Raw genomic sequence first — 21,910 nt, 5'->3', positions numbered from 1 at the left:
ACTAGTACGTACTGAATAGCTCTTTTGATTACTCAAGTTAAAAATTTAATGAGGGAGTAGGCGGCTAAATTATGATAAATACGTTTAGGAGCAGTATTGCAGTGAAGCGACAAATAAGATTACTTAGTTGGGAATATAGCTTGTGTGTTATGTGAACTCTTTGGCCACTTGCAACGTACCTGTTATTAGATGACTTATTTGAGGATAACTTTATGCAGCTAGACAATAGGCAGTTAAATAATATGCAGCTTAAACCAACGATTATTGGTATTTCAGAAGGGATTCATTATTTAGTTGGCGTTACTGATGAAAATGAAAATTTTTCAGCATTGCCGTCTTTACGAGAAATTGAAGTATGCCATTCGTTGTCAGGAGCTAAGCAACTTTTACGCGACCATGATATCACCATCGCACAACTTTTATTACAAACAGCCTATGATGAAATGTGTGGACTTCCTGATTCTCCTGCAACAGTTCAAACTATTAACCTTTAAGCGGATTTTAATGGTTAATAAAAAGCTCTCATATTGTAATGAGAGCTCTAAAGATAACTTGTCCTCGTTTAATTTATGTCTTATTTATGTATTTTTAAACACAATCATTAACGGGGGGATTAAAACGTTGCGACTAACCAGTCTTTATTGTCACTAAAGTACAGAGTACGTACTTGCCCTTTACCTTCAATATTGACCATATTGATTTGTGTTGGCCAAAGATCTCTTAAAGAGCCGTTAAAGAGTTTGATACCTTTTAAATCGACAGGTTGAGTTGCTTCTTGGTATACCCAAAAGAACTTGCCTTCTACTTCATAGCCAACGTTATTTAATGCTATCTTTTCATCACTCAAATTGCGCGCTAAAAACTGCTTGGCAACATAGTCAGCAAAGTGTTGCTGAGTTTCACTTGAATCAAGAATATCGGCATGCTTATCAAACAATGATTGCACAGCATGCTCAGTGTCGTGCAAGTAAAAACGATGCATTACCTCTAATTTTCCAGAGCGTTTATTGAATAATACTGTTGTTTCAGCAGCTTTTTGTTGGTGAGCAACCACAGAGGTTGCTACCATCATCATCACAACAAAAGTACATAATAAGCGTTTAAGCATTAGTGATTCTTCTCTTCTTTGTCATCTTCTGTTTTAAGCTTTGTTTTAATGTCTTGCATAATATCGCGTTTTACTTTGTCACTACTTTTCTTCGCTTTATAAGCTTCCACGCGAGAAGGAATAATTTGACGTGGGTAGTGATTGTTCTCTACATCTACGTCAGCTGTTTCCCAGCCTGGATCTACTGCAACACTCAGTAATTCTTTGTTTTTATCAGTAACTATTAATTTACGTACTTGCTTAGGTGAACGACGCCAAATTTCAGCAGGAATATATTGGCTTTCATTGGTACCGTCCGTGTAAGTTAATTCAAGTAAAATAGGCATGACTAAGCCACCTAAATTTGAGAACTCTAGTACATAGTAGTTTTTATCTTCTTTTACGGCACGTTCTAAGGTTTTACGTTCCCAAGGCTTTAAATCTTTAAGGAATTTTTGATACTTATTACGCTCTTTATTCGTAACGGTGAAGCGATCGTTATCGTCATAAAAATCAGTGACGTCTGAGTTACGATCTACCCAAAGTTCTTTACCTTCGGCTTTGTTGCGCTCAACAAATCGAGATGGCGGCTTGTTATTTTCAATATCACGTAAGCGGGCATAATCAATGTCTGGGTTATGCGTATCTAAACGCATCTTATAAACTTTATCAATTGAGATATCTACGTGATCTGTTGAGTAGAACCAACCTCGCCAGAACCAATCTAGATCAACACCTGATGCTTCTTCCATGGTGCGGAAGAAATCTGAAGGAGTTGGGCGTTTAAACATCCAACGTTCTGCGTATTCTTTAAAAGCGAAATCGAACAATTCACGTCCTAGAATTACTTCACGCAAAATGTTTAATGCTGCAGCAGGTTTTGTGTATGCGTTAGGGCCTAAGCGCAATACGCTGTCTGACTGTGTCATGATAGGCACTTGATGTTGTGATTTCATGTAGCCAACAATATCGCGAGGTTCAACACCCCAAGGAATTGTCGGATCCCATTCACGACCCGCAACACCATCTAAAAAGCTGTTTAACCCTTCGTCCATCCATGTCCACTGACGCTCGTCTGAGTTAACGACCATTGGGAAGTAAATATGACCCACTTCATGAATAACCACGCCAATTAAAAAGCGCTTTTCTGCTTGCGAATAGGTGCGCGAGCCATCATCTTGTAACTCAGTACGTGGCCCGTTAAAGGTTATCATTGGGTATTCCATGCCGCCAACAGGTCCGTTGACTGATTGAGCGGTAGGGTATGGGTAATCAAATGAAAAACGAGAGTAGACTTCCATGGTGTGAATGACAGACTCTGTAGAGTACTTCTTCCATAAATCGCCACCTTCTTTTGGATAAAAAGACATGGCCATAACATGTGGCATTTCGTCACCACCTTGTTTGTAGCCTTTAGCATCCCACATAAATTTACGCGAAGAAGCCCAAGCAAAATCACGGACATTATCAGCCTTAAATACCCAAGTTTTACGTTTATCGGTACCTGCTTTTTCATTTTCAAGCGCTTCTTCTTCAGTAACGATGAATACAGGGCGTTTCGCTTTTTTCGCTTGCTCTAAACGTTTACGTTGTGTTTTGGTTAAAACGCTTTTCGGATTAGTTAATACACCGGTTGACGAGACAATATGATCAGCAGGTACGTCTATTTCTACTTCGTAATTACCAAACTCTAGCGTGAATTCACCACGACCTAAAAACTCTTTATTGTTCCAACCTTCATAATCAGTGTAGGCATGTAAGCGAGGGAACCACTGTGCAAGTAAGAAAATATCGTTACCATCGTCAAATTTTTCATAACCTGAACGCGCAGAGACAGCATTCTCTTCAACAATGTTGAAGGCAAAATCAATGGTGAAATCTACATCATCACCTGATTTTAACGGCTTAGGTAAGTCAACACGCATTTGCGTGCCAACAACAGTGAAAGTTAATTTATTACCACGGCTGTCTTTAACAGCTTTAATTTCATAACCTAATTCATTATCTGCTTTAAAGTGCATTGCACGTAATTCATTTAAGTTTAATTTGGTTGCTGTATTCGCATCACCCACTGTATTAACAGGGCCACGACGTCCCATTCCACCAAAATTGCTCGCCATATTAGCGATTGAGTCGTCTTTAAAACGGTTTTGATCTAATTGAACCCATAAATACTTTAATCGATATGGCGAGTTGTTTTGGTATCGAATATCTTCAGTTGCATTAATACGACGTTTTTTTTCATCAAGTGATACTTTAATTTTATAATCGACTTGTTGCTGCCAATAACGCTCACCTGGTTCGCCAGAAGCGTTACGATAAACGTTTGGTGTAGGGAGAACTTCTTCTAGTTGGCGAAACTTATCTTCAAAATCACCTTTTGTCTGCTTTATTGCAGACCCATAGGCAGTTGAAGCCAAAGCTACAGAAATTAGCAAGGCTGATACGATGGAGTTTTTCATATTTTTAAGCTACTTATTGAGTTTAATTGGTATTTTATTTTTCATAGAACATTAACAAATTATTCTATCGTTTAATATGTTTTGATTCGACGAAGTATCGTTGAAACTACAAAGTTAAGCGATGGATGCAAGGGGAAAGTCTGCAGTATTGGTTGTGTTATCTTTTTTGAGTATAAAGTAGTGCACAATGGCATACTCCAATACTGCTAAGTAAGTTACTGTCAACGTTGTGTTGCTTTAAATAGGTGAACATTACGGTGGGGTGGAGTTTCGTCATCGGCACGACCATCAATATAGTTTTAGTTATGGTTAGATAACCCTTGTTTAGTAAGCATACTAGGGTCTGTTGATCTTTCGCGATTAAATTTTGTTCGAGCTAAAAGCGTTTTATTCGCGGCGAGTAGTGTGTAGCTTAGTCATTCTAAGCAAATACTACTCAACAAAGCGTAAAATGCTTTTAGTCGAATCCTTCGGACAGTGTTTGTTGGTCATTTTTACGGCGTTATCACCTTTTTATGTGGAATAACCACATGACAAAGGCTCTGCCTTGTACAAATGCCCAACAAAAAGCTGCAAAAACAACCCCGAAAGATCAACAGCCCCTAACATCATGAAAGTTATAACATTGATTTAAGCGCATTGTTTATTATTCCTAGCGGTGATGGCCTTCAAAAATCTTAACTCATTTAAACTCAACAGCAAGAACAGTTTCTTTTATGCTTATCGGTTTGACCTACACCAGGGTTGAACCGATTGGTTGGATCTAATTGCTGATAAAAAGCTTTTACGCCATCTTCAGCTTTATAAAGGTGGCCGACATTGTGCTCAGCTGGGTATTTAGCTCCGCGTGAATCAAGCAAGGCGAGCATCTCTTTTTTAAGTTGCTTAGCATCGACACCTTTTTTTAGCACGTAATCTTGATGGAATACATAGCAGAAGAAGTGTCCATAATATAAAGACTTATCTATTTTATTTGCGATGGACTCTGGTAATTGTTCAACCCACAAAGGATCATTTCTTCTAAGGGCAATATCAAGTGTTAGCATTTCGCCAACTGTATTATCGTGTAATGTTTGATAGCGAATAGCAGCACCTGCGGCAGCAAAACGTTGTAGGTAGGCTTTAGTTGTTTCCTCTTCGTTACATATAAAGTAATTACCTGATGTTGAGTTTTGTGCGAAATAAGAAGATAAAAACTCTGTTGCTTCGTTAATACCGTCATCACTCATTTTTAAAATAAGGTGATGCTCGTATTTATCACGAAAATCTAGCATACGCTGAGGTAAATGTTGTTTGAAGCATTGGCTAACGCGCTGCATTACTCTGTCGGTAATATATTTAGGTAAGAAAGTCGCTTTATTTAAGGTCGCATCAATACGACCTTTTAAGGCAAACATTTTTGGTAATTTATCAGTACCTAAATGCTGAATGCTTAAAAAGGTATCTTTGCCATATTTATTCGCAATATCAAAAATATCTCTATGCATATATTCACCCACCTCTGGAATATGCTTGAAATGACTTAATATATGGCGGCGTAAGTTAGTTAGTGTCTCGGGATTATTCGTACCGATATAATACGTTTGCTCTTTTTTAGCGACATCGAAGGTATCTAGACGCACCGCAAATACAGCAAGTTTTCCCGCACAACCGCTTGATTCATAAAGCCGTGTTGTATCTGCATTAAAGCGACTTGGCGTTTTTGCATCTATATCCCTTAAGCGTTCTATGTAGTCATTGGCGCTTGCTTTTTCTTGGGTGGCGAGTGTTTCTAATGTGAAATTTTCTGATTCTAAATTAGTGAGGATTTGCTCAGGTGTATCGCCTAAATCAATACCTAAATGATTAACCAGTTTTAATTGGCCTTGTTCATCAACCCAAGCATATAAAGATAGTTCAGTATAAGCTGGCCCCCTTTTAACTAAAGCACCGCCAGAATTATTGGCAATGCCGCCAACGATTGAAGCGCCTAAACAGGATGAACCTATAACAGAATGAGGTGCTCTATTAAGTGGTTTGAGTGTTTTTTCTAAGGTATGTAATGTTGTGCCGGGAAAACTAACCACTTGCTCGCCATTGCCTAACACTATTAACTTATTCATTGCTAAGGTATTGATGATAATGATTTCACGGTCATACTCGTCACCGCTAGGGGTAGAGCCTTCTGTTAAACCCGTGTTTGCCGCTTGCATAATCATGATGCAGTCTGCTTCAACACAGCACGATAATACCTGCCAAAACTGGTATAAGCTTTCAGGAAATACAACAGCTAAAGCATTGCCACCACCAGAACGCCACCCTGTACGATAATGTTCAGTATTCTTCTTACCAACACGGAGCTTGGTTGCACCAAGGATACTCGTTAGCTTGGATAATAGCTGGGCATTGTTCATTTCATCTCCGGCATTAATTTAGCGGGTTCTTTTTATTAAAAGGCGAAATTAGCTGTTCTTGATTACAGATTACAGATTACTGTTTCGTTGAGAAGTGGTCATAATATCTTCATAAAGTTTGATTGTTTCTTTAGCAAGTGCTGCATATTCAGGGTGTTTATTAAGTAACCCCATAACTTGGTGTGAATCAGTAAGTACCTGTTCTAAGTAACTTAAATCAGCATCATCTAGCATATTACCCTCGTCGACTTTTGCTTTAAGAGCTTTTGCTTTTGGAAGACGTTCATGCTCAAATCGTTTTAATAGTACAGTAATAACACCTAAATCTTTATTCTCAACTTGCATAGATAACCTCGTTAAAAGTACTTAATGATAATTAACACACTATAGGTAAAAAATGGATATTAAGCTATTGTAATAATGGCTACTTTTCTGTTTTCATAAATGAATGTTTAAAACACTCATTTGTTATTTTAAATGTGCTTACAGTATTGTCATTGAACTAAATGGTACAACCAGTTATTCTTTTAAAAAATGACTGACACTAAAGATTATATTTATGAAGTTTAAAGGCACTGAAAAGTACGTTGCTACAGAAGACTTACAACTGGCGGTTAATGCCTCGGTAACATTGCAACGTCCTTTATTAATTAAAGGTGAGCCAGGTACGGGCAAAACACTGTTAGCTGAAGAGGTTGCAGCCTCATTGGGGATGCGCTTAATTCAATGGCATGTAAAGTCAACCACTAAAGCTCAGCAGGGCTTATATGAATACGATGCGGTATCAAGGCTTCGCGATTCGCAATTAGGTGACGATAAAGTTCATGACATTAACAATTACATTAGACAAGGTAAACTATGGGAAGCGTTTCAGTCTGATGAGCAAGTTGTATTATTGATCGACGAAGTCGATAAAGCCGACATTGAATTTCCTAACGATTTATTAGTCGAGCTCGATAAAATGGAGTTCTTTGTTTATGAAACAGGGGAAACCATTAAAGCTAATCACAGACCTATAATCATCATTACCAGTAACAATGAAAAAGAGCTACCAGATGCTTTTCTTCGTCGTTGTTTCTTTCACTTTATTAATTTTCCTGATCGCGACACCATGAAGCAGATCATTGATGTGCATTACCCTAACATTCAATTGAATTTGGTTAACGAAGCACTCGATGTGTTTTTTGAAGTGCGTGAAATAAATGGTTTACGAAAAAAACCGTCAACGTCTGAGTTAATCGATTGGTTAAAGCTATTGATGGCTGATGATATTCCTGATGAAATTTTAAAAAATAGAGATAACTCAAAAGCCATTCCTCCTTTATATGGCGCGCTTTTAAAGAATGAACAAGATGTTCATATGCTTGAACGATTAGCCTTTATGCACAGACGTGAGCAGCGTTAATGTTAATTAATTTCTTTCAAGGTTTAAAAAAGCATGAGATACCTGTAACGATAAAAGAGTTACTTGATTTAATTGCTGCCCTTGAAAAACATATTGTTTTTGCCAATATTGATGAGTTCTATTATTTAAGTCGAACCATTTTGGTGAAAGATGAAAAATACTTTGATCGTTTTGATCGAGCATTTTCGCTTTGCTTTAGTGAGCTAGATAATATTGATGACATTATTGAGGCGCTAATTCCAGAAGAGTGGTTACGCGCTGAATTAACAAAGCACCTGAGTGAAGAAGAGAAAGCAAAAATAGAGTCTTTAGGTGGTTTAGAGAAGTTACTTGAAACACTAAAAGAGCGCTTAGAAGAGCAAAAAGCCAAACACCAAGGCGGCAATAAATGGGTGGGCACAGGCGGTACATCACCTTTTGGACATAGCGGTTATAACCCAGAAGGTGTTCGAATTGGTGGTGAAAGCACCCATAAACGTGCAGTTAAAGTTTGGGAACGAAGAGATTTTAAAAATCTTGATGATAATATTGAACTTGGCACCCGTAATATAAAAGTTGCCTTACGAAGACTTCGCCAATTTGCTCGAACAGGTGCTGAAGATGAACTCGATATTGATGACACCATTCGCAGTACTGCTAATAATGCTGGTTATCTTGATTTAAAAATGGTGCCTGAACGCCATAATGCCGTAAAAGTTCTGTTGTTTTTTGATGTGGGCGGTTCGATGGACTCTTACATTGAAACCTGTGAAGAAATGTTCTCAGCAGCGCGTGCAGAATTCAAACATATGGAGTATTACTATTTCCATAACTTTATTTATGAATCGGTTTGGGATAACAACGTTCGAAGACATCAAGAGCGCATTCCATTACCTGATATTTTACATAAATACAGCAGTGACTATAAGGTGATTTTTATTGGCGATGCTTCAATGTCACCCTATGAGGTTGCCGTTCCTGGCGGTAGTGTCGAACATTGGAATAAAGAAGCTGGTGCTGTTTGGTTTAATCGACTTAGAGATAATTTTGAAAAAATTGTGTGGATTAACCCTGTACATGAAACCCATTGGGATTACACGCAAAGTATTCGTATGATTAATGAACTTGTTGAACAGCAGATGTTTCCTATGACTGTTAATGGCCTTGAACAGGCAATGTCATATTTATCAAAATAATTAATCATTCGCTATGGTACTAACTAACCTCAACTTGGGTTAAGAGATAAGTTAATCGTTTGAAATTGTTAGACTTGTGGTTTTAGCAACTTACTAGCTTGATAGTTTTTTCATTCAAGGCAAATACATTAATAATAGTCATTCTCTTGTTTATGAATTTAACACAGGCGTAAGGAAAAATAGCCGCTAGGGAGCTATTTATTATCCCGAGCTGAGGTTGACTAACGACACTAATTCACTTCTACTGTGAATATTAAGCTTGTCGTAAATTCGGTATAAATGATTAGACACCGTTGATGGCGATAAATTTAACTCTTTAGCAATTTGTTTAAACGTGCTGCCTTGACAGATACCTTCTACTACTTGTTTTTCTCTAGCAGACAGATCATCGGTTGGGTTTTTAACTCGCACAGAAATTCGATATAAATCACCAAATTTTTCTTTAATAAAGTGCAAGTTTTCGACACTTGTTTGGGCTGTACTGTCAAATATATTGATCGGAAATGCTTGTTGTTTAGTAAAGTGTTGATGTTGTTCTATGATATTTAGAAAGCTGGCTTCCACAGCATGATAAATGCCTTGGTTATCACAAAGCGCACAAGATAACTCCTTTTTAAGTCGGCTTTTGTTTTCAGACAGTGCCAATATCTGGCGGTGTGAAAAGGCTTTAATTAAATGAAATAATAAGCTGTTTTGTAATGTTTTTTCTTGTTCAGTAAAACCTTGCTCTCTATCGTATCGGTATAAAGTTAATAAAGTGAAAATACCACTTCTGTCATCAACATGAATCGAGCTTAATATCCGCTCTATAGCAAAGGGCTGAAAGCATTCTTTGTATAGAGTTGATTGATAAAAATGCTTATCACTGAGTACATCGGCCATGTCAACAGCTTTACCTGTTGTTGAGAGTAAGGTGTTGAAAATTGGGTTGATATCAACATGTTTTTTGAGTGCGGCAAATATGTCGGGTGAAACATCTACCGTTGTTTGGGTATGAAACTGTTCAGTAGAAGTGTGCCCTGTCCCCCAAATAGCCCCGTCAAAAGCAATCACTTGCTGTAATAAATCTAATGCCCAAGTAGCAAAGTCGGCCAGTGGAATGTCGTTTGCTTTGCAATATAGGTGAGAAATAAATTCATCTGCTGAGAGCTTTTGCGTCATATTTTATCTAGGTAGGGTGCTTTTAAATGATTAGGTAATTTTTACCATTTTCAATATGTTTTGGGTAGTACAAACTGTTGTTATTGATTTTAAATGCTAAGTGGTATGCCTTGATATGACCATTGAACATACAAACACGCATCAGCAAATAACCGAAAGCTCATTTGATACTGTGATTGCTGGCGGCGGTATTGCTGGTTTAGTTACTGCGTTAGAGCTGCTATTAAAAGGTCAGCGAATATGTATTGTTGACAGAGATACTCCTGAGCGATTAGGAGGCTTAGCTCGATGGGCTTTTGGCGGTATGGCCTTGTGTAATACTCATGAGCAAAAGCGCATGAATATCCCTGATTCGACTACAAAGTTACTAACCGATTGGCATAGCTTTGCTGAATTTAATGAACAAGATTACTGGCCTAAATTATGGGCAAACGAGTACGCTAAACATAATCATGACAAAGTATATTTATGGTTAAAAGCCTTAGGGCTTAAATTTTTACCTGCGGTAAACTGGGTAGAACGCGGGTTATACACACCAGGTAATTCAGTGCCTAGATACCATGTTTTATGGGGAACGGGTTGGGGCTTAGTTGAAAAAATTATTGAGCAGCTCACGCCTTATCTTGAAAGCAAACAGCTAACTATTTTACACCAACACAAAGTGGTGACTTTGATTCAACATGATGAGAAAGTTGCGGGCGTTAACGTGATAAAAGAATGCTCAGCAAAGCTATCATCGACAAAGCTATCATCAACCAAAAAGTCATCGACACCCTCATTGACAACAAGCCAATTGACATCCATGGCTAACACGAATGAATTTTCTATTTTAGCTGATAATACCGTCATTGCCTGTGGTGGTATCAATGGAAGTATTGAACGAGTGAAGCAAAACTGGCAATCACCATGGCCTGATCAGGCAGACAACATCCTCAATGGTGCCAATCCTATTTCTGATGGCGAACTACATGATGAAATAGCGAATCTAGGTGGCAATATTACCCGTGCTGAACATATGTGGAATTACGCCGCGGGTATAAAACATCCCCAAGCTGAATTTGAAGGACATGGTTTAAGTTTAATACCGAGTAAATCAGCGCTTTGGCTAAATCATCAAGGAGAACGCATTGGTCCTATGCCTTTGATTACCGGTTTTGATACTCATGATTTATGCCAGCAAGTAGCTAAGCAAGAGAAACCGTGGACATGGCAGGTTTTAACTTGGGATATGGCTATTAAAGAACTTGCCGTTTCTGGTTCACTACATAACCCTTCTATTAGAGATAAAAAGTACATGAGTTTTGCCAAAGAAATTTTATTAGGCAACACACGTTTAGTGCATCAGCTTATTGAAGAGTCTGATGATGTTTTAGTTGGTCAATCGCTTGAAGCGTTAACAAAAAAAATGAATGCCTCAACAAGTGAAAACTTTATTGCAGATGAGAAAATAGCTACAGAAGTCTCTAAATATAACGCACAATTTGCAGACAGTGCTGTCATTGAAAATGACGATCAAATAAGACGAATACACCATGCTAGGCAGTGGCGACCTGATAAATTAAGAACATGCAAACCTACGGCTATTAAAGCAAAAAGAAGCGATTATCCTTATAACTTCATCGCGATTAAATTGCGACTCATTAGCCGTAAAAGTTTAGGTGGTATACAAACTAACTTAGCTTCACAAGTCTTACACAATAAAGAGCAACCTATTCAAGGTTTGTATTGTGTAGGCGAAGCGGCTGGTTTTGGTGGCGGTGGAGCAAACGGTAAGCGTTCTTTAGAAGGTACGTTTTTATCGGCTTGTATTTTAACAGCCCGAAACGCTGCCCAATCAATTCAACCAACTTAATATTAGTGAATTTCACTTAACTTAACTTAATTTTAGTTAGGAAGTGATAAAAAAGCATGAGAATGCACGTCATAATAACGAGAAGAGACAACCATGAAAAAAACAGCCGCTTGGTTAGTACGATATGCCCTAGAGCAATTAAAAGTCACTCATACCTTTGGTATTCCGGGTGTACATAACACTGAAATTTATGATGAATTAGATAAGTCAGAGACGATTGAACCTGTGTTAGTGACTCATGAAGGTTATGGCGCTTTTATGGCAGATGCGATGAGTCGCTCTAGTGACTCAATTGGTACATTAGTGATTGTTCCAGCAGCGGGTGCAACCCATGCGGCAAGTGGTATTGGCGAGGCGTCTCTTGATGGTATTCCTATGTTGGTTATTAGTGGCGGGGTGAGAACTGACTCACAGTTTGCATATCAGCTTCATGATATGGACCAACATACGATGATGTCACCTATCACTAAAAAAACCTATAAAGTGCACAGTCATGACGAAGTGGTTAGCACTATTTTTGCTGCCTTTGATGAAGCAACGTCTGGTGAGCCTGGCCCTGTATTTGTCGAAATACCGGTTAATTTTCAATTAGATTTAGGTGAGGTAAGCTCGCTACCTGAATATCAGCCTAAAGAGGTGACACTCGCAGAAAAAGTGCAAGAGCAACTAAGCCAAGCTGCTGCAATATTAGCTAAATCCTCTAACCCTGGTATCTTTGTTGGCTGGGGTGGTGTTGAGGCTATTGAAAGTACAGAAAAAATAGCTGAGTTATTAAACGCACCGGTATCGACTACTCTGCAAGGATTAAGTAGCTTTAGTGCGAAGCATCCACTTCATACAGGTATGGGGTTTGGTCCTGCTGCGGTTCCGGCAGCAACCAATGCTTTTAAAGCGTGTGATTGCTTATTAGCGATTGGTACTCGTTTTGCTGAAATTGCGACAGGAAGTTTTGGTGTAACAGTGCCAGAAAACTTAATTCACATTGATATTAATCCACAAGTATTTAACGCTAATTACCCGGCAAAACTGGCTATTGAGGGTGATGCTAAATTAGTGCTTGAAGCACTCTATGGTGAGTTAATGAAGCAAACTATTATTGAAAGAAGTAATGATGTTTTGGTACAGATAAAAGAAGACAAAGCCAAATATCTTGAACAATGGTTTGCCCATGACAGTGGTGATAGAGTTAATCCCGCTCGATTTTTTCAATCATTGCGAGAGCAAATTCAAGATGATGCCTATGTGATTGCTGATGATGGTAACCATACCTTTTTAGTGGCCGAACTTATGCCGTGCTACCAAGCAAAACATTTTTTTAGCCCGACTGACTTTAATTGTATGGGCTATGCCATTCCAGCGGTTATTGGCACCAAATTAGCCAACCCTGATAATCAAGTCGTAGGCATTATTGGTGATGGCGCATTTTTAATGAGCCAAACAGAGTTGTTCACTGCCGCCGATAAGGGCTTAGGTGTTATTTTTACTATCTTTAACGATGGTGAGTTAGCGCAAATATCACAAGCTCAACAAACGCCTTACAACAGAAAAACGTGCACAACGTTGCCAAACCTTCGCTTTGAAGCAATTACCCGAGCTAGTGGTTGCCAATACATACGCATTAATACAGACGAAGAGGTACAGGCAAAAATAAAGCAAGCGCTTACTTATATCGAAGCTGGTCAACCTGTGGTGTTAGATGTAAATATTGATTACTCGAAAAAAACTCGCTTTACTCAAGGCATTATCAAAACGAACTTACAAAGAATGAAGCTGCCGACAAAAGTACGCATGATCAGTAGAGCATTGTGGCGCAGAGTTTAGTGGTGTTTAATTTTTCTTTTAGTACGCAGATAGGTAAGTTACATTAAGTTATTATATGCGTGTTTACGATTAAAGTAGGCACTAAGGCATTAACACAGCTAACCTTAGATTATATGGCGCAATCTAAATAACCTCAGCTCGGGATAATAAATAGCTCCCTAGCAGCTATTTTTCCTTACTTCTGTGTTAAATTCATAAACAATAGAATAACTATTCTTAATGAATTTGCCTTGAATTAAGAAAAACTATCAAGCTAGTGAGTTGCTAAAACCACAAGTCTAACAATTTCAAACGATTAACTTATCTCTTAACCCGAGCTGAGGTTAAATAAAACACTTAAAAAACTTGATGAGCTAACGAAGCGATAATATTTTATTTGTTAGCCCATCGCTGAAAATATCAATAAAGTTCAATACGCTCTAGTCCTTTTTCAGGTCACAGGTTATCTTGTTGTATACACGTGTTGTCGCAAAAGTTTTCTATTTTTTAAGGTTTGGTATAACGTTGGAGTAATAGGCTTAATTAATTGCTATTAGAGAGTCGATGAATCTACATACTACGCCAGAATATGCAAAAGAAGACAACTTGCTCGACATAGAGCCCCAAGCTTTTTCTAAGCAAAGTCATCAATTTTGGACGGTACAAATAACGGGGTGGCTTGGCTATTTTTTAGTTGTTTTTATCGCTATTATTAGACCGCAATTCGATGACCCAAATTTTGATTTAACCAGACAACTCATTAACTTATTTGCAGAAACTTTCAGTGGTTTTTGTTTGTCGTATATTCAATGGCAGCTTATCCAACGTGTTGTTCACTTACCGTTGAATAAAATGTTAATACTTAGTTTTTTTTCGTCGGCAATGTTGGGGCTACTTTATAACGTTATTAAATTAAGTTGCTATAAAGTTATTGTTTACCAGCAACACTGGAATGAAGCATGGGACATGCTGGAGTTTGGTGGTTGGTTGTTATTCTCTCTTTCTACTATGTTTGTCTGGACCTCTATTTTCTTTATTATGCTCTACAATCACAAGCTTCAAAAAGAGCATGCGCAATTACTTCGCGCGCAAACGTTAGCAACTGATGCCCAGTTACAAATGTTACGTTATCAGTTAAATCCTCACTTTATGTTTAATACCATGAACGCTATTTCAACGTTAATTTATAAGCATGAAAATGATAAAGCGAATGAAATGCTAGATAAGTTATGTGAATTTTTCCGCTATTCATTAGATTTTAAAGCAAAAAGTAAAACGGCGTTAAGAAAAGAGTTGGATTTACTTGAATTATACTTATCTATCGAGAAAGTGCGTTTTGGTGATAGGTTGAAAGTAGTGATGGATATAGCTGATGACGCGATGCACTGCCAAGTACCTAATATGCTACTTCAACCCTTGGTTGAAAATGCTATTAAATACGCTATTGAACCTCGAAAAGAAGGCGGTGAAATTACCATTAAGGCTTATTGCAATACTGAACGACTCAATGTGCAAGTGATTGATAATGGTCAAGGTATTCAGCAGTCAAAGCAAAAAGGGTTCGGTATAGGCATAAGTAACACAAAGGCAAGATTAGATGCTATGTTTAATGGTAATTATGAAATTACCTTATTAACCCAGCCAGATGAAGGGGTTAGTGTAGATATATCCATGCCAATAGAGAAGTAACCATGAGTAAACAACCGTTAACCGCTGTTATTGTTGATGATGAACCTCTAGCGTTAGAAGGGTTAAAGTTACGCCTTGAAAAAATTCCAGAGCTTAATGTTATCGCACAAGCGAGTGATGGAGACCAAGCAATTCAATTATGTCATGAGCTTTCTCCTGATGTTTTATTTCTCGATCTACAGCTACCGGGCTTAAATGGCATCGAAGTAGTACAGGCACTGCAATCTGATACTTTACCCATGATTGTTTTTGTCAGTGCGTATGGTGAGTTCGCTTTAGATGCCTTTGAACTTAATGCTATTGACTATGTGTTAAAGCCAGCAAATTTGGGTCGGCTCAAAAAAACGGTAGAAAGAATACTTGCCCGCAGAACCCCTGAAAATATTGATAAAGAACAGGCGAAAGAAAAGTATAAATTGCTTAAAGCGTTAGGGGAAAGCTCAGGTGTTGCTATTTCAGAGTTGGAAGAGTGGTTAAGCTCCGATAAGCCGCTACCTAGCGCATATTGTCAGGAGCTAGTTATTAAAAACAGCGACAATGAAAAAGTATTTTTACCCGTCAAAGATATTCGCTGGATAGATGCTGCAGGTGATTATATGTGTGTTCACACCGATAAAGAAACACACATAGTACGCATTACGATGAAAAAACTTGAAAACCAGCTTGATGACAAGGTCTTTAAACGTATTCATAAATCAACACTGGTGAATGTTAATTGCATTAAAAGTGTTAAAGCCTTACGAAATAGTGAAAGTGTTTTAGAGCTAGGAGATAATGTCCAGTTGAAAGTCAGTCGCAATTATAGCTCAACGATTCAACAGCTTGTTGAGTCAAAGCTATTTTAACGGGTTATCGTAAAAATAACTCGCTTTACCGTTATTTTCTTCAACAAATTAATAATACCTCGTTTGTCTCTCACTATAACGCATTTCAATTGTAAGCTTTTGTAATTTTTACCAAGATGATTGTAGGGGATAGCACATACAACAAAACCTTGTATCGCTGTTTTACATTCAATCACTCAGTTAACAAGCATAGAGAAAAAAAATTAAAACATTGTTAATTGGGTGACACAACAGAACTAGTCAGGTATTTGGAATACAAATTATGATTAAAGTTGCAAAAAGAATTTCACAATTATGCCTATTAGCTACAGCATCTACCTTAGTAGGCTGTGGAGGTAGTGCAGAAACGAATACAGACACCAGTCAAATAGATCCTCAGCAACCCGTCAGTGATTGGGAAATGGTATGGAGTGATGAATTTGATGGTGCCATGATTAATGAGAATAATTGGCAGCATGAAGTTAATTGTCAAGGTGGTGGCAACAATGAAAAACAATGTTACACCGACAGCCCTGAAAACTCTTATGTTAGCGATGGCACATTAAAAATAGTCGCATTACCAGCACCTGAAGATGCGGCATTACCATACACTTCAGCGCGCATTATTAGTAAAAATAAAGCTGACTTTAAATACGGGCGTTTTGAAGTAAAAGCAAAATTGCCAAGTGGTCAGGGCAGTTGGCCAGCATTTTGGATGTTGCCAACTGATGAAACTTACGGCGGCTGGCCTAAATCAGGTGAAATAGACATTCTTGAAGCGGTAAACTTAAAAACCGTTGATGCTGATGGCGTGGTAGAAAGCAACATTTATGGCACGTTACATTACGGTAAAGAGTGGCCTGATAATTCAAGTTCAGGTAAGTCTTATTCTTTACCTGATGGTGCTAACCCAGCTGACGATTTTCATACTTATGCCATAGAATGGCAAGAAGGCGAAATTCGTTGGTATGTTGATAATTACTTATATGCAACACAGCGTAAATCTGAAGTACGTTATAACAGTAAAGATGAACCCGTAGGTCTTGCGCATCAAGGTTGGTTTGCTGAGTATTATGATGCTGTATCTGGTGAGTTAACAACACATTGGGATAACGCGCCTTACGATCAAGATTTCTTCATGATCTTGAACTTTGCCGTCGGTGGTAACTGGCCTGAAAATGTTAATAATTTGGGCATAGATGCAGAAGCATTTGCTAACGGTCAAACCTTTGAAATAGATTACGTGCGTGTTTATCAATGTAATCAAAATCCTGATACTGGTAAAGGGTGTGAAACCGTGCGTGGTGGTTGGGATCAAGAAGCAACAGAAGAGAACCCCAATGGTGCCTTAGTGCTAGGGAAAGCGCCTATCCCTTCACCCCCTTCAAGTGGTATTCCACAAAATTTAACCATTTTCTCTGGCACTATTAATCCAAACTGGCCTGCATGGGACTGCTGTGGTGGTTCGACACCGTCAATTGTTGTTGATGATGAACAAGGTGAAGTGATGGAGTTTGTCGTGGGAGAAACGGCGACGGTTAACGGTTTTATTTCACGAGATGCGTTCATTACAGACCCTGAAGGTAAGCCAAGCCCGTTTGATGCATCACCTATTATTGATGCTGGCACCGTAAGCTTTGATTTAAACATTGTGACTTTTCCCAATACCGCTGATGCGCCTTGGATAGTTAAAATTGAAAGTACTGAAGGCGCTACTGCCGTAGAAGTATCTTTGACAGATAACCTAGCAGGAACTATTCCCGTTGTTGGTGAATGGCAAAACTATGAATTTTCTTTACAAGCATTAGCCGATGGCGGCCTTGATATCAGCGCAATTGATGTGGTGATGATATTCCCAGCATGGGGATCAGGTGAAGGTGCTCAATACCGTGTTAATAACCTTGAAATAGCGGCTGATATTTCAGCACCAAAATTAGTGGTGTTTACAGACGAAGAAAACCCAAGCTGGCCTTTATGGGATTGCTGTGGTGGTTCAATGCCAACGGTTGAATTAGACGATGAAGCACACGGAAATGTTGCTGAATTTATGATTGGTGCTGATCCAACAGTGATGGGCTTTATTTCTAGAGAAGGCAATATTGTCGACCCAGAAGCGCAACCTGCACCATTTGATGCTAGTGCTATTTTGTCTAACGGTGTTATTGAATTTGAAATGAAAGTGACATCAATGCCGAGCGACTCAAGTGCAGCTTGGTTGTTTAAAGTGGAGTCTAACGGTGGTGATAGCGCTGTTGAATTTCCACTTTCTGACAGTATTGAAGGTGCAGCTCCCGTTGCAGATCAATGGCAAACTTACACCTTTAATTTAGCTGATTTAGCGAACGCAGGTCTTGATGTCAGTGCCATTGATGTCTTAATGATTTTCCCTGCATGGGGTGCTGGTGACGGAGCCGTGTATCGTGTTGATAATGTCATGATTCATGACCCTAATGCGGCAAATGACTTTGCAGGACATGTGCTTTTTGCTGATGATGTGAAAGAACAGTGGAGTATTTGGGATTGTTGTGGCGGCTCTACGCCAACCCTAGAAAATGATGATACTGACCATGGTATGACCGCAGAATTTGTTATTGGTAGCACACCTACAGTTATGGGGCTGCTTGCTGATGATGATGTTTACTTAGATGCGTCAAATCTTCTTGCTAATGGTTTTGTACAGTTTGAAATGAAAGTGCTCAATATGCCTAATGATGCAAGCGCTGTTTGGTTATTCAAAATTGAATCTGGCGATACCAGTAGTGCAGTTGAACTAGCGTTAACCGCAAGTCAAGAAGGTGCTACCCCAGTGATAGACCAATGGCAAACCTATACGTTTTCTTTACAGAGTTTATTTGATGCTGGCTTAGATATTAGCTCAATTGACGTCTTAATGATTTTCCCTGCTTGGGGAACGGGTGAAGGTGCAGTGTATCGACTAGATAATGTCGTTATCAAAGCACCGTAATTACGCGTTAATAAAATAGTTGAGTGGCGAAAGCCACTCTTATTAAAAATTTTAAGAAAGTAGGGTTAACATGAAACATTTACAATTTTCTAAAAAACGATTAGCAGTATATATTTCAGCTATTTTAGCCACAGGTACAAGTGGCAGCTTATTGGCTGAAGAAGTAACACAAGTTAAAAAAGATGACGTAGAAGTTATTGAAGTGCAGGGCATTAAAGGCAGTTTAGTTCGTTCAATGAATGTTAAACGGGATATGTCAGGTGTTGTTGATGCCATTTCAGCAGAAGAAATGGGGAAATTTCCAGATACTAATTTAGCAGAGTCTTTACAGCGCATTACCGGCGTTTCTGTGAGTCGCAGTAACGGTGAAGGCAGTCAAATAACCGTTCGTGGTTTTGGTCCAGATTTTAACTTGGTAACATTAAACGGCCGTCAAATGCCAGGTACAGGTAATAGCCGTTCATATAGCTTTGAAAACTTATCTTCAGACGGGGTTTCAGCGCTTGAAGTTTACAAAACAGCGCGTGCTGAAAACCCAACGGGGGGGTTAGGTGCAACCGTTAACATTGTTACCAGCAAGCCATTATCTAGCCCTGGTGAAAAAATGTCATTATCTGCGAAAGCGATACATGACACGTCAAATGAAGAAGGTGAAGACATCACTCCTGAGTTCTCAGCGGTGTACTCAAACACCTTTGCTGATGATAGCTTTGGTATTGGTTTTTCATTTAATCATCAACGCAGAGACTTTCAGCAGCAAAGTGCCAGTATTCAAGGGTGGCAAGCAAACGTAGATTTACCTTCAAACCTTGATGACTCAAAAGTGATAGATCCTCGCCCCCTTGACGATGAAGGTAACCGTATTGGTAATCACTTTTTTCCACGTGATATGAACTATGGCATTGGTAATTTTCAACGCGAAAGAACCAATGGTCATGTAGTTGTTCAATACGCACCAATAGATGATTTAGTTATTTCTGTTGATTACACCGGGACTCAAGCCGTTACAGGTATGAACTCAATTGGCTGGGGTATGTGGAATGATTATGGTGGTAACATCAACGGTTATGAGCTTGATGAAAATGGTACTGTTATTTACGCAGACATCAGTGGTAATGATGGTTCTTATTCAGCCTCAAGAGCAACAACAGAAGTTGAAGAACAATCTTTTGGCTTAAATATTGATTGGCAAGTGACTGATACCATGTTCTTAACGCTAGATTATCATGATTCTAGCAGTGAAACTGATAATGGTAAGGACAAAGGTTTAGGGAGTAATGGCACCTTAGTTTTAGGTTCTGATCAGTTAAATACAAAAATATATGATTATCGAACAGGTGAAATTCCACACGGTGAAATTTTCTGGAAAAATGGCACTAACGAATTAGCGCCAAGTGAAATTGACTCGCATTTTAGTCAATTTATTCACTCTCCAGGCAAATCAACGGTAGAGCAATTACAAATTGATGGTGTTTGGGAAAATGATTTACTCGATGTTGGCTTAGTCGATGTGAAGTTTGGTGTTGCTCGAACAGAGCAAGAAATGGGCGGTTCTAATGCTTGGAGTGGTTTAATTGGTGGTTTCTTATTTAACCCTTCATGGCCTGAAATTTTTCCTGATGGCATGTTCACGCGAAATGGCACTGGTGATTTCTTAGATGCGTTTGATGGCGGTGGTAATGAGCTTAAGCCTCATTATTATTACACCTTTGATTTTGATGAAGCGGTTGCTCGCTCTGAAGCCTTCTTAACCAATGATGTTTTAGGTGGCAATGATTACTTCGCTACCACGGCCTATCACGACATGGGCACTTTTTCACAAGGCTCTGTACAAGAAGATACTACCAGTATTTACATTGATACCTCATGGGAATTTGATATTGCCGATTTCCCTGTGCAAATTAATGCCGGTGTACGCTATGAGCAAACAGACGTAACTAGCCAAGTACTGCAACCCGTGCCAACCAGTGTTTGGTGGAAAGGGGGGAGTGAATGGCATACACAATATTTACCGGGTGAAAATAACTTCTTAACCATGGAAGGTGAACACGACGTATTTTTACCAATGTTAGATTTACGCGTTGATTTAACTGATGACGTTGTTGGCCGTGTTTCATGGGGCAAAACGATTTCTCGTGCACCTTTAGGCTCGTTAGCTGGCGGTAGAAGTTTGTCTGGTAGCCCGAAAATTGGCTCTCGAAATGGTGGTGAAGGCAATACTAATCTACAACCGTTTGAGTCAACTAACTTTGATTTAAGCCTTGAATATTACTACGGGGAAGGGAGTTATGCTGCGGTTGGCTTCTTTAATAAAGATGTGGAAAACTTTATAGGTAGCCAAATTACTTCTAGCACCATTGAAGGTTTTAGAGATATTTATCAAGGCCCTCGTTGGCAGCAAGCAGTGTCTGATATTGAAGCGCGAGGCGATCAAGCAACCAACGATGCTATATTTGCACAAATGCAAGCCAATGGCTCAACCCTTAACGATGAAGGTTATATAGAGCCGACAGCTGAAGATCCGTTAATGGTGTGGGATATTACTCGTCCATTTAATGCCCCTGATACCAAAACGGTTAATGGTTTTGAAGTAGCATTACAGCACTTAATTGGTGATACCGGTTTTGGTGTTGGCGTGAATGCAACATTTGTTGATGGTGATGTTGAATTTGATGTTGATAGCTTAAGTCAGCAAACACCGCTAACGGGTCTAAGTGATTCAGCCAACTTCCAAGCGTTTTATGAAAAGCACGGCTTATCAGTGAAAGTGACTTATGCTTGGCGTGATGAATACCTCATTGGTGTTGGTCAAGGTCAAGGCTCTTCAGATAACCCACCACAATTTGCTAAAGAATTTGGTCAGTGGGATATGAGTGTTAACTATGATGTCACAGAGCGTTTCACGGTGTTTTTCGAAGGTATAAACCTTAATAACGAGACAGAGCAAGGTTTTGGTCGATATGAAGAGCAGTTTTTATTCGCTCGTGAGTATGGTCCGCGATACGCATTAGGTGTTCGCTATAGCTTTAACTAGCCCGTTTAGCAGAGAGGATATTACTCCTCTCTGCGTTTAACTTACACATCATTCTATCAATTA

At 38.9% G+C, this 21,910-nt stretch carries 14 protein-coding genes and 1 pseudogene; 10 read left to right on the top strand and 5 right to left on the bottom strand.

Annotated features, from left to right (window positions below):
* Positions 1 to 212 precede the first annotated feature (212 nt).
* On the top strand, positions 213 to 494 hold the full coding sequence (locus D1094_RS06260; RefSeq protein WP_220452528.1) for a DUF6482 family protein: 282 nt from the start codon (positions 213 to 215) through the stop codon (positions 492 to 494).
* Positions 495 to 613: 119 nt separating this feature from the next.
* Here the strand turns inward: D1094_RS06260 and D1094_RS06255 are convergent, their stop codons facing one another.
* Together D1094_RS06255 and D1094_RS06250 are read right to left on the bottom strand one after the other, a co-directional pair.
* Positions 614 to 1,108: a DUF6702 family protein gene (locus tag D1094_RS06255; RefSeq protein WP_118959239.1), complete on the bottom strand. Its 495-nt coding sequence runs from the start codon at positions 1,106 to 1,108 to the stop codon at positions 614 to 616.
* Positions 1,108 to 3,549 carry a M1 family metallopeptidase gene (locus D1094_RS06250; protein WP_118959238.1) on the bottom strand — a complete coding sequence of 814 codons (2,442 nt, stop codon included), beginning with the start codon at positions 3,547 to 3,549 and terminating at the stop codon, positions 1,108 to 1,110. Before D1094_RS06250 ends, D1094_RS06255 begins: the two co-directional genes overlap by 1 nt.
* Before the next feature lie 403 nt (positions 3,550 to 3,952).
* Between D1094_RS06250 and D1094_RS18840 the strand changes: the two are divergent.
* Positions 3,953 to 4,183 (top strand): annotated as a pseudogene (locus D1094_RS18840) (hypothetical protein).
* Between the two features lie 58 nt (positions 4,184 to 4,241).
* Here the strand turns inward: D1094_RS18840 and dld are convergent.
* Together dld and D1094_RS06240 are read right to left on the bottom strand one after the other, a co-directional pair.
* On the bottom strand, positions 4,242 to 5,942 hold the full coding sequence (gene dld, locus D1094_RS06245) for a D-lactate dehydrogenase (RefSeq protein ID WP_118959237.1): 1,701 nt from the start codon (positions 5,940 to 5,942) through the stop codon (positions 4,242 to 4,244).
* A gap of 69 nt (positions 5,943 to 6,011) precedes the next feature.
* On the bottom strand, positions 6,012 to 6,287 hold the full coding sequence (locus D1094_RS06240; protein WP_118959236.1) for a hypothetical protein: 276 nt from the start codon (positions 6,285 to 6,287) through the stop codon (positions 6,012 to 6,014).
* A 214-nt stretch (positions 6,288 to 6,501) separates the two neighbouring features.
* Here D1094_RS06240 and D1094_RS06235 point away from each other — a divergent pair, with 214 nt between their 5' ends.
* Positions 6,502 to 7,347: a MoxR family ATPase gene (locus D1094_RS06235; RefSeq protein ID WP_118959235.1), complete on the top strand. Its 846-nt coding sequence runs from the start codon at positions 6,502 to 6,504 to the stop codon at positions 7,345 to 7,347.
* Positions 7,347 to 8,522: a VWA domain-containing protein gene (locus tag D1094_RS06230; protein ID WP_118959234.1), complete on the top strand. Its 1,176-nt coding sequence runs from the start codon at positions 7,347 to 7,349 to the stop codon at positions 8,520 to 8,522. The genes D1094_RS06235 and D1094_RS06230 overlap by 1 nt, the downstream gene beginning before the upstream one ends.
* A gap of 201 nt (positions 8,523 to 8,723) precedes the next feature.
* On the opposite strand, the gene D1094_RS06225 is transcribed toward D1094_RS06230, so the two are convergent.
* Positions 8,724 to 9,683: a response regulator transcription factor gene (locus tag D1094_RS06225; RefSeq protein ID WP_118959233.1), complete on the bottom strand. Its 960-nt coding sequence runs from the start codon at positions 9,681 to 9,683 to the stop codon at positions 8,724 to 8,726.
* Between the two features lie 115 nt (positions 9,684 to 9,798).
* Here D1094_RS06225 and D1094_RS06220 point away from each other — a divergent pair, with 115 nt between their 5' ends.
* From D1094_RS06220 to D1094_RS06195, 6 genes are all read left to right on the top strand, one after another.
* Entirely contained in the window at positions 9,799 to 11,535 is a 1,737-nt protein-coding gene (locus tag D1094_RS06220) for an FAD-binding protein (protein WP_118959232.1), read from the top strand.
* Positions 11,536 to 11,628: 93 nt separating this feature from the next.
* Entirely contained in the window at positions 11,629 to 13,356 is a 1,728-nt protein-coding gene (locus tag D1094_RS06215) for a thiamine pyrophosphate-binding protein (RefSeq protein WP_118959231.1), read from the top strand.
* Positions 13,357 to 13,899: 543 nt separating this feature from the next.
* Positions 13,900 to 15,024 (top strand): sensor histidine kinase, encoded by a 1,125-nt coding sequence (locus D1094_RS06210; protein ID WP_118959230.1) that lies wholly within the window; start codon positions 13,900 to 13,902, stop codon positions 15,022 to 15,024.
* 2 nt (positions 15,025 to 15,026) lie between these two features.
* Complete coding sequence (locus D1094_RS06205; protein WP_118959229.1) at positions 15,027 to 15,869, top strand: LytTR family DNA-binding domain-containing protein; 843 nt, start codon at positions 15,027 to 15,029, stop codon at positions 15,867 to 15,869.
* 262 nt (positions 15,870 to 16,131) lie between these two features.
* Positions 16,132 to 18,813, top strand: a complete 2,682-nt coding sequence (locus D1094_RS06200; protein ID WP_118959228.1) for a glycoside hydrolase family 16 protein — start codon at positions 16,132 to 16,134, stop codon at positions 18,811 to 18,813.
* 70 nt (positions 18,814 to 18,883) lie between these two features.
* Positions 18,884 to 21,847 (top strand): TonB-dependent receptor, encoded by a 2,964-nt coding sequence (locus D1094_RS06195; protein ID WP_118959227.1) that lies wholly within the window; start codon positions 18,884 to 18,886, stop codon positions 21,845 to 21,847.
* Positions 21,848 to 21,910 lie beyond the last annotated feature (63 nt).

Origin of the sequence: Colwellia sp. RSH04 (assembly GCF_003545765.1) — a bacterium.
In the GTDB taxonomy this organism is placed as follows: domain Bacteria; phylum Pseudomonadota; class Gammaproteobacteria; order Enterobacterales; family Alteromonadaceae; genus Colwellia.
The sequence above is the reverse complement of the archived record's forward strand: the minus strand, read 5'-3'. Positions and strand labels throughout refer to the sequence as shown.

Excerpts from the sequence above, each read along its gene's own strand:
- D1094_RS06260 (WP_220452528.1), top strand. The coding sequence starts at position 213 with ATGCAGCTAGACAATAGGCAGTTAAATAATATGCAGCTTAAACCAACG.
- D1094_RS06255 (WP_118959239.1), bottom strand. The coding sequence starts at position 1,108 with ATGCTTAAACGCTTATTATGTACTTTTGTTGTGATGATGATGGTAGCA.
- D1094_RS06250 (WP_118959238.1), bottom strand. The coding sequence starts at position 3,549 with ATGAAAAACTCCATCGTATCAGCCTTGCTAATTTCTGTAGCTTTGGCT.
- dld (WP_118959237.1), bottom strand. The coding sequence starts at position 5,942 with ATGAACAATGCCCAGCTATTATCCAAGCTAACGAGTATCCTTGGTGCA.
- D1094_RS06240 (WP_118959236.1), bottom strand. The coding sequence starts at position 6,287 with ATGCAAGTTGAGAATAAAGATTTAGGTGTTATTACTGTACTATTAAAA.
- D1094_RS06235 (WP_118959235.1), top strand. The coding sequence starts at position 6,502 with ATGAAGTTTAAAGGCACTGAAAAGTACGTTGCTACAGAAGACTTACAA.
- D1094_RS06230 (WP_118959234.1), top strand. The coding sequence starts at position 7,347 with ATGTTAATTAATTTCTTTCAAGGTTTAAAAAAGCATGAGATACCTGTA.
- D1094_RS06225 (WP_118959233.1), bottom strand. The coding sequence starts at position 9,683 with ATGACGCAAAAGCTCTCAGCAGATGAATTTATTTCTCACCTATATTGC.
- D1094_RS06220 (WP_118959232.1), top strand. The coding sequence starts at position 9,799 with ATGACCATTGAACATACAAACACGCATCAGCAAATAACCGAAAGCTCA.
- D1094_RS06215 (WP_118959231.1), top strand. The coding sequence starts at position 11,629 with ATGAAAAAAACAGCCGCTTGGTTAGTACGATATGCCCTAGAGCAATTA.
- D1094_RS06210 (WP_118959230.1), top strand. The coding sequence starts at position 13,900 with ATGAATCTACATACTACGCCAGAATATGCAAAAGAAGACAACTTGCTC.
- D1094_RS06205 (WP_118959229.1), top strand. The coding sequence starts at position 15,027 with ATGAGTAAACAACCGTTAACCGCTGTTATTGTTGATGATGAACCTCTA.
- D1094_RS06200 (WP_118959228.1), top strand. The coding sequence starts at position 16,132 with ATGATTAAAGTTGCAAAAAGAATTTCACAATTATGCCTATTAGCTACA.
- D1094_RS06195 (WP_118959227.1), top strand. The coding sequence starts at position 18,884 with ATGAAACATTTACAATTTTCTAAAAAACGATTAGCAGTATATATTTCA.